This is a genomic window from Sporosarcina sp. P33, assembly GCF_002077155.1.
Taxonomy (GTDB): Bacteria; Bacillota; Bacilli; order Bacillales_A; family Planococcaceae; genus Sporosarcina.
The window spans coordinates 2,991,968-3,005,415 of the sequence record NZ_CP015027.1; the positions used below are offsets into that span (position 1 = coordinate 2,991,968).

Below are 13,448 nucleotides of genomic sequence, written 5' to 3' on the forward strand. Positions count from 1 at the left end.
ATGAGAAGGAGGACTCCGATGCGATTATCAGAACTTGCACAAAAAGAACTGATTCAAGTAGAAGAAGGGATGCGGTACGGATTTTTGGCCGATACAGATCTTCTATTCAACCGCCAAACAGGAGAAATCATTGGATTTGAAATTCGGAAAAAGTTGGGTAAAACTCTTTTCCGTCAGCGTGATCAAGACGTGATTGAATATATTCCATGGCATGAAATTGTTTTGGTGGGAGAAGATCGTATTTTATTTGGAAAAACGCATGAACTCGACAGAAAGGAAGTGGAAGGATATGACTAAATGGCTTGTGGCGGGCACGGATCAGCGATTGAAGCTAGCGAATGATTTATTGCTTGCGGCCGGTCTTACGAGCCAGTATATAGCTGCTGACTCGTTTGATGAACAGCTTAAACAGATGCTGATTGACGAGCGGCCCGATCATCTTCTGCTTCCTTTATTGCCGATGGAACCATGCATCCCCGCAGATTATCTGAAAGAAGGCTGTTCTGTCTACACAGGGCAGTCATCTGCACAATGGAGACAGGAACTGAGCAAAAAAGGAATCCGGCATATCAATTATTTACAGGATGAACAATTCATCTGGAAAAATGCCCAACTAACGGCAGAAGCATTCGTTCACGTATTTTATGAGCAAACGAAGCGCCAAATTGCAGGAAAGCAATTTTATATTGCCGGTTTTGGCAGGGTAGGAAAAGCAATTGCGCATACTTTGCATCAATTGCAGGCAAAAGTCATCATCGCGGCCCGTTCGGATGAGCAGCTGGCGGAAGCTCATATGCTCGGATACGGCACGCAGCGTTTGACAGAGCGTACAGAATTCTCCCGCGGCTATCTGGTAAATACCATTCCTGCACAATGGCTCCGCGCAGATCAAACAGGCACTGTGCATGTGTTTGATGTTTCTTCGGCTCCTGGTTGCCTAAAGCACGGCGAATCCTCTGAATACTATACGATACACCTCAAATTGCCCGGGAAACATTTTCCCGAGGACGCGGCAGCTGTCTTGGCTGATGCGGTTTTGAGAATGAGTATAGATGAAAGGGGAACCAGATGCTTAAAGGAAAACGAATCGGATTAGGAATTACTGCGTCACATTGCACATACGACCAACTGCTTCCGATGATCAGTTCATTGCAAAAAGAAGGGGCGGCCGTTGTTCCGATTATTACACATTCTGTGCTTCATGCAGCGACACGCTTTGGTACGGGGGAAGAATGGATTAAACGGATTGAAGATGCGACAGGGGAAAAAGTCGTGTCAAGTATTGTAGAAGCAGAGCCGTTTGGGCCGACGAATCCGCTCGATTGCATGGTGATTTCGCCGCTTACAGGAAATTCGATGAGCCGGCTGGCCAATGCTGCAACTGATTCGCCTGTGCTGATGGCGGCAAAGGCTACGCTGCGTAACGGCAAACCGGTTGTACTGGGTATTTCAACAAATGACGCACTGGGATTAAACGGCATGAACCTCATGAAACTGATCAATATGAAAAATGTTTATTTTATTCCGTTCGGGCAGGATGATTGCATGAAGAAACCGAACTCCCTGATTTCAAAATTTTCTCTGCTGCCGGAGACTGTAGCTTCCGCTTTAAATCATCAGCAGCTGCAGCCATTATTGATAATTCATGATGATGCATGAAAATAGATTTTTAAATTCTGCAAAATATGTTATAATTCGTTCAATAACAATTAACGAGACGCGGATGATACTATTTGTCCCAAATATTACTTGTTAATCATTGAAAGGAAGATATAGATGAAGAATGTTAATGTTGCAATTGTCGGAGCGACCGGAGCGGTAGGAACGAAAATACTTGATAAATTGGTTGAGCGGAATTTCCCAGCCGCGTCTATCAAGTTATTAGCATCCAAACGTTCTGCGGGCAAAGAAATCAAAGCTGGCGGGGAGACGTACGTTGTAGAGGAAACAACGCCGAAAGCTTTTGAAGGTATTGACATTGCATTCTTTAGTGCAGGCGGGAGTATCTCTGAAAAATTTGCACATGATGCAGTGAAAAGCGGAGCAGTTGTCATAGATAACACGAGTGCGTTCCGTATGGATCCCAATACACCGCTCGTCGTTCCGGAAGTGAATCCGCACGAATTAACTAATCATTCCGGAATCATTGCGAATCCGAACTGTTCCACGATTCAGATGGTGGCCGCACTGAAGCCGATTAAAGATCAGTACGGTCTGAACAGGCTGATTGTCTCCACGTATCAGGCTGTATCCGGTGCAGGTGTAGAAGCGATCGACGAACTGGCTGAACAAAGCAAGCAATTCACTGACCGCACTGACATACAGGCGGAAGTGTTGCCGTCAGCTTCAGCGGCGCGCCATTATCCGATTGCCTTCAACGCGATTCCGCAGATTGATTCATTTGGTGAGTCGGGCTATACATTGGAAGAGCTGAAAATGATCAATGAAACGAAGAAAATATTTGGAGATCAGAACATGGCAGTAGCGGCAACATGTGTCAGATTACCGGTGGTATCGGGTCATTCAGAATCGGTCTACATTGAACTTGATCAGGATAACGTCACAGTAAAGGATATCCAGTCACTGCTTGAGAAAGCGCCCGGAATCGTATTACAGGACGATCCCGCGTCTCAAACCTATCCAATGCCTTTGTACGCAGAGGATAAAGATGAAGTATTCGTTGGAAGAATCCGTAAAGATCTCGATAACCCGAAAGGATTCCACTTGTGGATTGTATCAGATAATTTACTCAAAGGTGCTGCGCTCAATTCTGTGCAGATCGCTGAAGCATTGATCAAATAATTCGGGCAGTTAGAGTAAAGAATGATAATGAAAAGGAATGATCAATGTGCAACTTGGAAATATCGGAACAGCAATGGTCACTCCTTTTTTTCCTGACGGTACGATTGATTATGAGCAGACAGCAAAACTGCTTGAGCATTTAATCGCAAATGGGACAGATTCAGTCATCGTCAGCGGTACGACCGGTGAATCACCGACACTTACTGCGGAGGAAAAAAAGGAATTGCTTGATTTTGTAGTAAAAACGGTAAATAAGCGGATTCCCGTCATTGCGGGTACAGGGACAAACAATACAGCCGAGTCAATGGAATTGACGAAAGCTGCCGAATTGTCTGGCGCTGACGGAATAATGCTTGTGACCCCCTACTACAACAAGCCTGACCAAAAAGGTATGTACGCGCATTTTTCGAAAATAGCGGGTGTCACGACATTGCCGGTGTTGCTTTATAATATTCCAAGCAGGTCTATCGTCAACCTTCTTCCTGAGACGGTTATTGCATTATCAAAAATCGATAATATCAAAGCGGTTAAAGAAGCCAGCGGAAGTCTTGAACAAATGGCTGAGATCATTGAAGGCACGGCTGAAGATTTTGAAGTATACAGCGGTGATGACAGCTTGACGTTGCCATTGCTTTCAATCGGAGGAAGAGGAATTATATCCGTTTCGTCCCATGTGGTTGGCAATGAAATGCAGCAAATGATTCAGGCGTTCCAAAATGGCAGATTAAAAGAGGCTGCGGATATCCACCGTTCTTTATTGCCGGTATTCAAGGCGCTTTTCTCTGCTCCGAATCCGGCGCCTGTAAAATACGCATTGAAAAGGGCCGGTGTATCTGCCGGCGGCGTGCGTTTGCCGCTCGTTGCAATGGATGCAGATGAAGCATCGCTGATCGATGCAGCACTCGAAAACTTTCATAAAAAAACGGGAAATGTGTAATAAACTAAAGCCGGACGACCAATCCGGCTTTTTTTGTTTGTACTGAGCACCTGTTATCTCGTATAATGGAGTTTAGTCGTTGTGGGCGGGAATAGAATATAGGAGGAAACAATGTGACCAAAATACAAAATGAAATAATTAGAGTGATTCCACTGGGTGGAGTAGGGGAAATCGGAAAATCCATGTACATCGTTGAAATCGATGATGAACTGTTTATTATGGATTCCGGATTAATGTTCCCGGAAACAGAAATGCTTGGAATTGACTTCGTTATACCTGATATGACGTATCTGGAAGAAAATAAAGACCGGGTGAAAGGGATCTTCTTAACGCACGGCCATGAAGATGCAATTGGATCCATTGCATATCTGTTGCAAAAAGTACAAGCCCCGGTTTACGGAACGAAATTAACATTAGCTTTGGCGAAAGAGCATTTGAAAAAAATGCCTGCACCGTCTAATGTCCGATTCTTTGAAGTGACTAATAAAAGCCGTATGAATTTCAAGCGCACGCATGTAACATTCTTTTACACGACGCACAGTATTCCGGACTCTTTAGGAATCGTTTTTCACACGAGTGAAGGTGCAATCGTCAATACGGGTGAATTTAAATTCGACCAGGCTGCAAAAGGAAAGTATCGTCCTGATTTTGCAAAAATGGCTGCCCTTGGTGAAGAAGGCGTCTTTATTCTGATGTCAGATTCTACGGAAGCAGAGCGTCCGGGCTATACAACATCCGAGTCTGTGATCGAAAAACGTCTGTCCAAAACGTTCCATGAAGCGCAAGGGCGAATATTGGTGGCGTTATATGCATCAAACTTCATCAGAATCCAGCAAGTCCTTGACCAGGCAGCCGCAAAGAAAAAGAAAGTTGCGGTCATCGGTAAAAGTCTGGAAAGCTATTTTGAGGTAGGAATTCGCCTTGGCTATTTACAGGTGGAAGAGGATATTGTGATTCCGGTGAAAGATATGGATAACCATGATGACCAGGATATAGTCATTATCGTAACGGGCAACCAGGGTGAACCGCTGGATGCGCTGGAAAAGATCGTACGCAAACATCATAGAGAAATCAATATTAAGAACACAGATACCGTGCTGATCACATTTACTCCGTCGCCTGTCATGGAGATTTCCATGTATAAGATGATGAATGAACTGTCTAAAGCAGGCGCAACTGTCCTGACTTCCACTCGTAATGTGCACGTTTCGGGCCACGGCTCTGCGGAAGACTTGAAAATGATGCTGAACTTGATGCAGCCAAAATACTTTATTCCAATTCAAGGTGAATACCGTATGCTGATTGCACATTCCAAACTGGCACAAGAAGTCGGTTTGCCGAAAAACCGCATCTTCATTGCAGACAAAGGCGATATTGTAGAATTCAAGAATGACAAACTTCGCATGGCCGGAAGAGTTCAGGCGGGCAATGTTCTGATTGATGGTATTGGTGTAGGTGACGTAGGGAATATCGTCTTGCGTGACCGTAAGCTACTATCACAAGACGGGATTTTTACAGTCGTCGTCACGTTAAACAGAAAGCAAAAGCGAATTGCTGCAGGTCCTGAAGTCGTTTCAAGAGGCTTCGTCTACGTTCGTGATTCGGAAGAACTGTTTGAAGAAGCGACAAAGCTTATTCGTAAGATTGTCGAGAAGTATGTGAATAAAGAAACGTTTGAATGGACAAACATTAAACAAGAGATCCGTGAAACGTTAAGTTCTTATTTGTATCAGCAAACGAAGAGACGCCCGATGATTATTCCCATCATTATGGAATACTAATCCGCATCGTTCGGTGATAAATTAACTAACCAGTGGATTTCCATGCCTTCTTGGCTGGAAATCTTTTTTTCAGAAAGGGGGTTGGCAAATGGCGAAGAAACGGGCAAAAAAGAGAGCCCCGGCAAAGAAAAAACAACAAAAAAAACAGCAAAGTCAGATGCAGCCGCTTTGGTTTGAAATACTGGGTGTCGTACTAATTGGCATAGCGATCATCATGATATTTGAGTTCGGAATAATTGGCAGCGGACTTTCAGCATTCTCCAGGTTTTTATTAGGGAACTGGTATGTGGCTCTGCCATTTTTAATTATTGTGCAGGCATTAATATTTATGATTAAACGGCAGGTTGGCGGATACAAGCATCGCATCGTAATCGGCTGTCTATTTATTTTAGCCAGTATGCTGCTGTTCAGTCATGTCCATCTGTTTCAGACTTTGTATGAAAGTAAAGTACTAATGTCGAATTCCGCGCTGAAGGAAACGTGGAAGGTTCTTGTTACCAACGGAGGAATCCACGATCAGACAGGCACATTGGGCGGCGGTATGCTGGGGGCTGTGTTGTTTGCAATGTTCTACTCACTCGTAGATTCCTCAGGCGCCACAGTAGCGGGGGTGCTGCTGCTCTTGATCGGTATTATCCTGCTGACAGGCAAGGCGCTAATTCCGTATCTGGTTGAACAGACACCCATCTTTATTAATAGTGTGAAGAAAAAGTGGGCAGCACGGGAAAAGAAGTCTGTTAAGTCACCGGAAGCACAGCGTAAAGAAGGTATGCGCAGCAGCAGAAAGTCGAAACAGAAAACGGCGGAGCCGACTGTGGCAGAAATGATTCCAGTGGAGCCGGAGCCCGTCAGTGAACCGATTATTTCAAGTTTCACATCAAAAATAGAACAAGCGCCTCCGCTCGAAAAAGCAGAGGAAAGTAATGAGACTAAAGAAGAAACGCCGGAAGCAGACCTAAAAGATCCGGCAGCTGATTTTCCGGTGATGGGCGGAGAACAGGAAAATGAAGCATATATACTTCCGTCAACGAGTTTACTTGAACCGCCTGTGTCAAGTGATCAGTCAGGAGAGTACGATCTGATTCAGGCAAATGCTAAGAAACTGGAGAAAACATTCCTTAGCTTCGGGGTGAAGGCGCGTGTCACTCAAGTACATTTAGGCCCAGCTGTAACCAAATATGAGATTCTTCCTGATTCCGGTGTTAAAGTAAGCCGAATCGTCAGTCTGGCAGATGATATTGCTTTGGCGCTGGCGGCAAGCGGTATTCGTATCGAGGCTCCAATTCCAGGGAAATCAGCAGTAGGGATTGAAGTGCCGAATCATGCAGTGGCAATGGTCAGCCTGCGTGAAGTGCTTGAATCAAAAGAAAACAATCGTGCACAATCCAAGCTGCTTGTCGGACTTGGCCGTGATGTAACCGGACAGGCGATGATGACCGAACTCAATAAAATGCCTCACGTATTAATTGCTGGAGCGACAGGAAGCGGGAAAAGTGTCTGTGTAAATGGAATAATTATGAGCATCATCATGCGGGCGAAGCCGCATGAAGTAAAAATGATGATGATCGATCCGAAAATGGTAGAACTGAACGTCTTCAATGGGATACCGCATTTATTGGCCCCTGTCGTTACCGATCCGCGAAAAGCAGCACAGGCACTGCAGCGTGTGGTATCTGAAATGGAACGCAGATATGAATTGTTTTCTCATACAGGTACCCGAAATATTGAAGGGTATAATAATCATATTGAACAGTGGAATGAAGAGCATGACGAGAAACATCCACGCATGCCGTATATTGTAGTAATCGTTGATGAACTGGCCGACTTGATGATGGTTGCGTCAAGTGATGTCGAAGACTCCATCACCAGACTGGCACAAATGGCGAGAGCGGCAGGCATACACCTGATTATCGCAACACAGCGTCCGAGTGTTGATGTTATTACGGGGATCATTAAAGCAAATATTCCTTCCCGTATTGCTTTTGCGGTATCTTCAGCTATTGATTCACGGACTATTCTTGATGGAAGTGGTGCAGAAAAGCTGCTGGGGCGCGGAGATATGTTATTCCTGCCTGCCGGAGCTTCGAAACCGACACGTATCCAAGGTGCTTTTGTTTCGGATGAAGAAGTCGAATCGGTAGTCAATTTCGTTATTGAACAGCAAAAAGCACAATATCAGGAAGAAATGATTCCCACTGAGGTGGAAGTAGTCGCACCGCATGAAGAAACCGATGATTTATACGATGAGGCGGTCCAAATGGTAGTGGATATGCAGACCGCTTCCGTGTCGATGATTCAGCGCCGGTTCCGGGTAGGATACGCGAGAGCTGCCCGTATTGTCGATCAGATGGAAGCCCGGGGTGTTGTCGGGCCGCCGGAGGGCAGTAAACCAAGACAGGTAATGATCGGTCAGTCAGAACTTGACTTGTGATGGCTGACGGAATAGATGAATAAATCGAAAATGTCCGTGATTTTAACTAGATATTTCCTTCCGCCTAAGAAAATGATATAGTAAAGGCGGAAGGAAATGTGTGTTCCAGGGAAATGCAAAAAGCAGATTATCTCATATTTAGAATCTGGTAAAGCGCTCTCATACAATGCATTTTTGCCTAAGTAATCATATTACCGACAACATAACAGCGAATAATGATTGAAGGTTCTATTATTCACTGGGAAATGGCAATTAATTTGCTTTAAATAGGCATAACCGGGTATAAGACGTATAACGTCCTGATTTCATACCAAAATTATTTAAGGGGAGGTCATTGTTGATGAAAAAGAGAAAATTCGGTCTGGCTATGTCTTTAGTGCTAGCCGCAGGCACAATGCTGGCAGCATGTGGTTCTGATGATAAGGGCAAGAACGAAGCTGGGGAAAAACCGGCTGCGGGGAATGACGGTGAAAAGAGCGAATTCTCACTTGCCATGGTAACGGACGTAGGTGGAATTGATGATAAATCATTCAACCAGTCTGCATGGACAGGCGTTAAGGAGTTCGGTGAAGAACAAGGATGGGAAAAAGGAACCGGGGGGTACGATTACCTTCAGTCAACTGGCCCTGGAGATTATACAACGAACCTTAATAACTTGGCACGTCGTGATTTCAACTTGATTTTCGGAGTAGGTTTCTTAATGGAAGATGCAATTGCTGATATTGCAGCGCAACAAAAAGATACTCAATTCTCTATTATTGATGGTGAAGTAGATGCGCCGAACGTAGCAAGTATCCTCTTTAAAGAACAAGAAGGCGGATACTTAGCCGGGGTAGCAGCTGGGTTAATGACAAAATCGAATAAAGTTGGTTTCATCGGCGGTATGGACAACCCGGTAATCGAACGTTTTGAAGCTGGATTCATTGAAGGCGTTAAAGCAGTCAAGCCCGAAATCAAAGTAGACTCTAAATATGTAGGTGCATTTGATAAAGCGGAACTGGGTAAAGCAGAAGCTGGCCGTATGTACTCTTCAGGCGTTGATATTATTTTCCACGCTGCGGGCGGTACAGGCAATGGTGTATTCTCTGAAGCAAAAGAGCGTAAGCAGGCTGATAAAGATGCATATGTCTGGGTAATAGGTGTTGACTCTGACCAGTATGAAGAAGGTAAAGTCGGAGATGATAACGTTACACTTACATCTATGCTGAAGCGTGTTGACGTAGCGGTTAAAGATATCGCGAAATTGGCAATGGAGGGTAATTTCCCAGGGGGAGAAACAAAGGTTTACGGTCTCCAGGATAACGGACTTAAACTTGCTGATTCACGCGGTGCCATTCCAAAGGAAGTAACAGATCAAATTGACGAGTATGCTCAAAAGATCGCGGATGGCGAAATTGAAGTACCTGAGTTTGTAGAAAAAAAGAAATAAGCTCTCAAAACAATAAAGGCCGGTTTCAAATCGGCCTTTATTTCATTAAATTAATAAAATAAAGGTTCTCTGACATATTGGTCCGGAACTTTTATTTTATTAATTTGTAAGATTAATAAGGAAATAATATAGAAAATACGTAGGTATGCTTCACATCTTGTGTAAATGCTTTCGACTTGTCACTTGGAGGCTTTTTCACGTATTATTCAACACAAGAGCCGAACCGCTCAGTTCTTATAAATTCTACTACAGGCAGGGAAGTGATTGGAATGGATTATGTAATTGAAATGCTGGAAGTCTCCAAAAAGTTCGGAAACTTTTATGCGAATGATCATATTACGCTGCAATTGAAAAAAGGTGAGATCCATGCACTGCTCGGTGAAAACGGTGCAGGGAAGTCTACTTTAATGAACGTATTATTCGGACTGTACCAGCCAGACGGCGGAGAAATCCGGGTGCATGGGAAAAAAGTTGAGATTTCAGATCCGAACGTAGCGAATGATCTGGGAATCGGGATGGTCCATCAGCACTTTATGCTTGTGGAAAATCTGACCGTTACCGAGAATATTATCTTAGGCAGTGAGCCGACGAAATCCGGAATCATCAATATTAAAGATTCTGCAAAAAAAGTGGCTGAAATTTCAAAGATGTATGGGCTAGATGTTGACCCGTACGCGAAAATTGAAGATATTTCTGTAGGTATGCAGCAGCGTGTCGAAATTCTGAAAACACTTTATCGCGGTGCAGACATATTGATATTCGATGAGCCGACCGCTTCTTTGACACCGCAAGAAATCGATGAACTGCTGAATATCATGCGCAAGCTGGTTTCAGAAGGAAAGTCGATCATCCTGATTACACACAAATTGGCGGAAATCATGAATGTGACAGACAAAGTAACCGTTATACGCAAAGGTAAAGGGATCGGCACCGTCATTACAGCGGAAACGAATCCGGAAGAACTGGCCACTCTGATGGTAGGACGTCAAGTGACGTTCAAAACTGAAAAAGGGCCCGCCGATCCGAAAGAGGAAGTATTGAAAATTGAGGATCTCGTCGTTACTGATTATCGCGGTGTAGATAAACTGAAGGGCTTGAATCTTTCCGTTCGACGCGGAGAAATAGTCGGGATTGCAGGGATTGACGGCAACGGACAATCCGAGTTAATAGAAGCAATCACCGGTCTGGCGAAAGTTAAAAGCGGGAAAATCTATCTTAATAATGAAAACATAACCAATAAAAAGCCAAGAGAAATAACAGAAAAAGGTCTTGGACATATTCCGCAAGACCGCCACAAACATGGACTTATATTAGATTTTTCAGTCGGCTATAATACCGCACTTCAATCGTATTATCATGAACCATTTTCCAAAGGCGGTATTATGAATTATAAAGTGGTGAATGAGAAAGCGGAAGAGCTGATTAAGGAATACGACGTCAGAACGCAAGGAACTCATGAATTGGCACGGGCATTGTCCGGGGGAAACCAGCAGAAACTGATTATTGGCCGGGAAGTTAAGCGAAATCCTGATCTGTTGATTGCTGCACTGCCGACACGCGGTCTGGACGTGGGGGCCATAGAATTTATTCATCGCCGCCTCATTGAACAGCGAGACAGCGGCAAGGCGGTTCTGCTGATTACATTTGAATTAGATGAAGTCATGAACGTTTCCGATCGGATTGCAGTTATTTACGATGGAGCGATAGTAGGCACAGTGGTGCCGCAGGAAACAACAGAACAGGCACTCGGATTGATGATGGCGGGCCATTCAAAAGATGTGGCTGAAAAGAAAGTAATAGCCGCAGAGAAGGACGGTGATGATCATCATGTCGAATAAAGTGATCAATATTTTGGTGCCGGTAATTTCGATCATTTTAGGTCTGCTTGTAGGCGCGGTTGTAATGCTGGTCAGTGACTATAATCCGGTTGCCGGTTATACAGCATTGTGGAATGGTATTTTTGGTGATTCTTATGCAATCGGCGAGACAATTCGTCAGATTAGCCCCTACTTACTTGCGGGACTTGCCGTTGCATTCGCATTCAGAACAGGGCTGTTTAATATCGGGGTGGAAGGACAATTGATTGTCGGCTGGTTTGCCGCAGCATATGTAGGAATGGCATTCGAACTGCCGAAAATAATTCACTTGCCGCTTGCACTCCTTGCTGCCGCTGCTGCAGGGGCACTTTGGGGTCTGATCCCTGGTATTTTAAAAGCCACTTTGAAAGTCCATGAAGTTATTGTTACGATCATGATGAACTATATTGCATTACATATAGTAAACGCATTAATCAAAACGCTTTCCGGCGGCGGATTCAAATTAGACCGTATTCACGAATCGGCATCCCTCCGGTCAGAATTTCTATCTAATTTAACGGATTATTCTACGTTGCACTATGGAATTTTTATCGCCTTAGCGATGGTCATTGTCATGTGGTTCATTTTAGAGAAAACCAAAACAGGATTTGAATTAAAATCTGTTGGCTTTAATGAAAATGCCGCACAATATGCAGGAATGAGTGCCAATAAAAATATTGTCCTTGCTATGGTCATCTCGGGTGCCTTCGCGGGTCTCGGCGGTGCAATGGAGGCATTGGGCACGTTTGGAAACATTTCTTCAATGGGCGGCTTCACAGGCATCGGCTTTGACGGAATCGCAGTTGCATTGCTTGGAGCGAATACTCCGCTTGGCGTAATTTTCGGTGCTACACTGTTCGGATCGCTGAAATACGGTGCAAATAACATGCCGAATGAAGCGGGCATTCCTGTAGAAATTGTGTCTATTATTATTGCATTGGTTATTTTCTTTGTTGCCTGCGGATACATCATCCGTGTAGGACTTGTGCGTTTACGTAATAAGAAGGAGGCGAAGTGACATGTTAGATGTGTTATATTTCATCATACCTATAACAATTGCTTCAGCGGCTCCTCTTATATTCACAGCAATCGGCGGCGTATTTTCAGAACGTTCCGGAGTGATCAACATCGGATTGGAAGGTCTCATGATTATGGGGGCATTCATCGGTATTTTATTTAACTTATTCTTTGCCGATACGTTTGGCGCCTGGACACCATGGCTGTCACTAATCGTTGCGATGATCGTCTCAGCTTTGTTCGCAACGCTTCACGCAATCGCTTCGATATCGTTTCGGGCAGATCAGGTAGTATCGGGTGTTGCGATCAATATGCTAGGTCTTGCTATTGCATTGTTCTCTGTTAAGATGATCTTCGGCAAAGGGCAGACGGATTTCATTCAGCAAAAAATCCCGCGTTTCAATGTGCCGTATTTGGAAGATATTCCAATCATCGGCCCCATGTTCTTTAAATTAGTGTACGGGTCTTCTATTATTGCAATAGCTGTTGCATTTATCGCGTGGTTCGTTATTTACAAAACACCATTTGGTCTGCGTCTGCGTTCAGTAGGGGAACACCCGATGGCGGCAGATACGATGGGAATTAAAGTAACAAAAATCCGTTACATCGCAGTGATCATCTCGGGAGGGCTTGCCGGAATCGGCGGCGCCGTCTACTCTCAGACGATTACAAATGATTTTGGACATGCAACGATTAACGGGCAGGGATTTATGGCGCTTGCCGCAATGATTTTTGGTAAGTGGCATCCGCTTGGTGCAATGGGCGCAGCTTTATTCTTTGGTTTTGCACAAGCTCTTGCCATCAGTTCTTCAAGTATTAAATTCCTGTCTGATATTCCGGCAGTGTATTTCCATATATTCCCTTACGTTCTGACAATACTTGCTTTGGCCGGCTTCCTTGGAAAAGCGAATGCGCCAAAAGCAATTGGTAAGCCGTATATAAAAGGAAACCGATAACAGTCATAAAAGCTATCTGGAGACACATGCTCTTCAGATAGCTTTTGCAGGTTTGCATGCGTTTTGCCAGCCTCTCGGGTTGCTTCAGCAATAAAATTAAAGGCAAAGAGCGCCTTTATTTTTATTGCCTCCAGCACCTGTCGAGGCTAAACGGCGCTCTCAGCACTTGTGTCATCCGGCTTCGAACGCCAGCCTCTCGGGTTGCTTCAGCAATAAAATTAAAGGCAAAGAGCGCCTTT

The 13,448-nt window shown here is 44.4% G+C and carries 11 protein-coding genes; all 11 read left to right on the top strand.

Features of this window, described 5'->3' with window-relative positions:
• The first annotated feature begins 18 nt into the window (after positions 1 to 18).
• The 11 genes from SporoP33_RS14600 (at position 19) to SporoP33_RS14650 (ending at position 13,209) form a co-directional block, all read left to right on the top strand.
• On the top strand, positions 19 to 297 hold the full coding sequence (locus SporoP33_RS14600; protein ID WP_081244406.1) for a YlmC/YmxH family sporulation protein: 279 nt from the start codon (positions 19 to 21) through the stop codon (positions 295 to 297).
• Entirely contained in the window at positions 290 to 1,096 is an 807-nt protein-coding gene (locus SporoP33_RS14605; RefSeq protein ID WP_196796811.1) for an NAD(P)-dependent oxidoreductase, read from the top strand. The genes SporoP33_RS14600 and SporoP33_RS14605 overlap by 8 nt, the downstream gene beginning before the upstream one ends.
• The gene (locus tag SporoP33_RS14610; RefSeq protein WP_081244408.1) at positions 1,069 to 1,659 is read left to right on the top strand and encodes a dipicolinate synthase subunit B; all 591 of its coding nucleotides are present in this window, start codon (positions 1,069 to 1,071) and stop codon (positions 1,657 to 1,659) included. Before SporoP33_RS14605 ends, SporoP33_RS14610 begins: the two co-directional genes overlap by 28 nt.
• A 117-nt stretch (positions 1,660 to 1,776) precedes the next feature.
• A complete protein-coding gene (locus tag SporoP33_RS14615; RefSeq protein WP_081244409.1) occupies positions 1,777 to 2,802 on the top strand; it encodes an aspartate-semialdehyde dehydrogenase in 1,026 nt (341 codons plus the stop codon).
• Positions 2,803 to 2,848: 46 nt separating this feature from the next.
• Complete coding sequence (dapA, locus tag SporoP33_RS14620; RefSeq protein ID WP_155961378.1) at positions 2,849 to 3,739, top strand: 4-hydroxy-tetrahydrodipicolinate synthase; 891 nt, start codon at positions 2,849 to 2,851, stop codon at positions 3,737 to 3,739.
• Positions 3,740 to 3,852: 113 nt separating this feature from the next.
• Positions 3,853 to 5,520 (top strand): ribonuclease J, encoded by a 1,668-nt coding sequence (locus SporoP33_RS14625; protein ID WP_081244411.1) that lies wholly within the window; start codon positions 3,853 to 3,855, stop codon positions 5,518 to 5,520.
• Between the two features lie 88 nt (positions 5,521 to 5,608).
• A complete protein-coding gene (locus SporoP33_RS14630) occupies positions 5,609 to 7,951 on the top strand; it encodes a DNA translocase FtsK (RefSeq protein WP_081244412.1) in 2,343 nt (780 codons plus the stop codon).
• A 340-nt stretch (positions 7,952 to 8,291) separates the two neighbouring features.
• Positions 8,292 to 9,380 carry a BMP family lipoprotein gene (locus tag SporoP33_RS14635; RefSeq protein ID WP_081244413.1) on the top strand — a complete coding sequence of 363 codons (1,089 nt, stop codon included), beginning with the start codon at positions 8,292 to 8,294 and terminating at the stop codon, positions 9,378 to 9,380.
• A gap of 269 nt (positions 9,381 to 9,649) precedes the next feature.
• Entirely contained in the window at positions 9,650 to 11,218 is a 1,569-nt protein-coding gene (locus SporoP33_RS14640) for an ABC transporter ATP-binding protein (protein ID WP_081244414.1), read from the top strand.
• Positions 11,208 to 12,254: an ABC transporter permease gene (locus SporoP33_RS14645; protein ID WP_081244884.1), complete on the top strand. Its 1,047-nt coding sequence runs from the start codon at positions 11,208 to 11,210 to the stop codon at positions 12,252 to 12,254. Before SporoP33_RS14640 ends, SporoP33_RS14645 begins: the two co-directional genes overlap by 11 nt.
• A gap of 1 nt (position 12,255) precedes the next feature.
• On the top strand, positions 12,256 to 13,209 hold the full coding sequence (locus SporoP33_RS14650; RefSeq protein WP_081244415.1) for an ABC transporter permease: 954 nt from the start codon (positions 12,256 to 12,258) through the stop codon (positions 13,207 to 13,209).
• Positions 13,210 to 13,448: the final 239 nt, after the last annotated feature.

Coding starts and splice junctions, on each gene's coding strand:
- SporoP33_RS14600 (WP_081244406.1), top strand. CDS start 19: ATGCGATTATCAGAACTTGCACAAAAAGAACTGATTCAAGTAGAAGAA.
- SporoP33_RS14605 (WP_196796811.1), top strand. CDS start 290: ATGACTAAATGGCTTGTGGCGGGCACGGATCAGCGATTGAAGCTAGCG.
- SporoP33_RS14610 (WP_081244408.1), top strand. CDS start 1,069: ATGCTTAAAGGAAAACGAATCGGATTAGGAATTACTGCGTCACATTGC.
- SporoP33_RS14615 (WP_081244409.1), top strand. CDS start 1,777: ATGAAGAATGTTAATGTTGCAATTGTCGGAGCGACCGGAGCGGTAGGA.
- SporoP33_RS14630 (WP_081244412.1), top strand. CDS start 5,609: ATGGCGAAGAAACGGGCAAAAAAGAGAGCCCCGGCAAAGAAAAAACAA.
- SporoP33_RS14635 (WP_081244413.1), top strand. CDS start 8,292: ATGAAAAAGAGAAAATTCGGTCTGGCTATGTCTTTAGTGCTAGCCGCA.
- SporoP33_RS14640 (WP_081244414.1), top strand. CDS start 9,650: ATGGATTATGTAATTGAAATGCTGGAAGTCTCCAAAAAGTTCGGAAAC.
- SporoP33_RS14645 (WP_081244884.1), top strand. CDS start 11,208: ATGTCGAATAAAGTGATCAATATTTTGGTGCCGGTAATTTCGATCATT.
- SporoP33_RS14650 (WP_081244415.1), top strand. CDS start 12,256: ATGTTAGATGTGTTATATTTCATCATACCTATAACAATTGCTTCAGCG.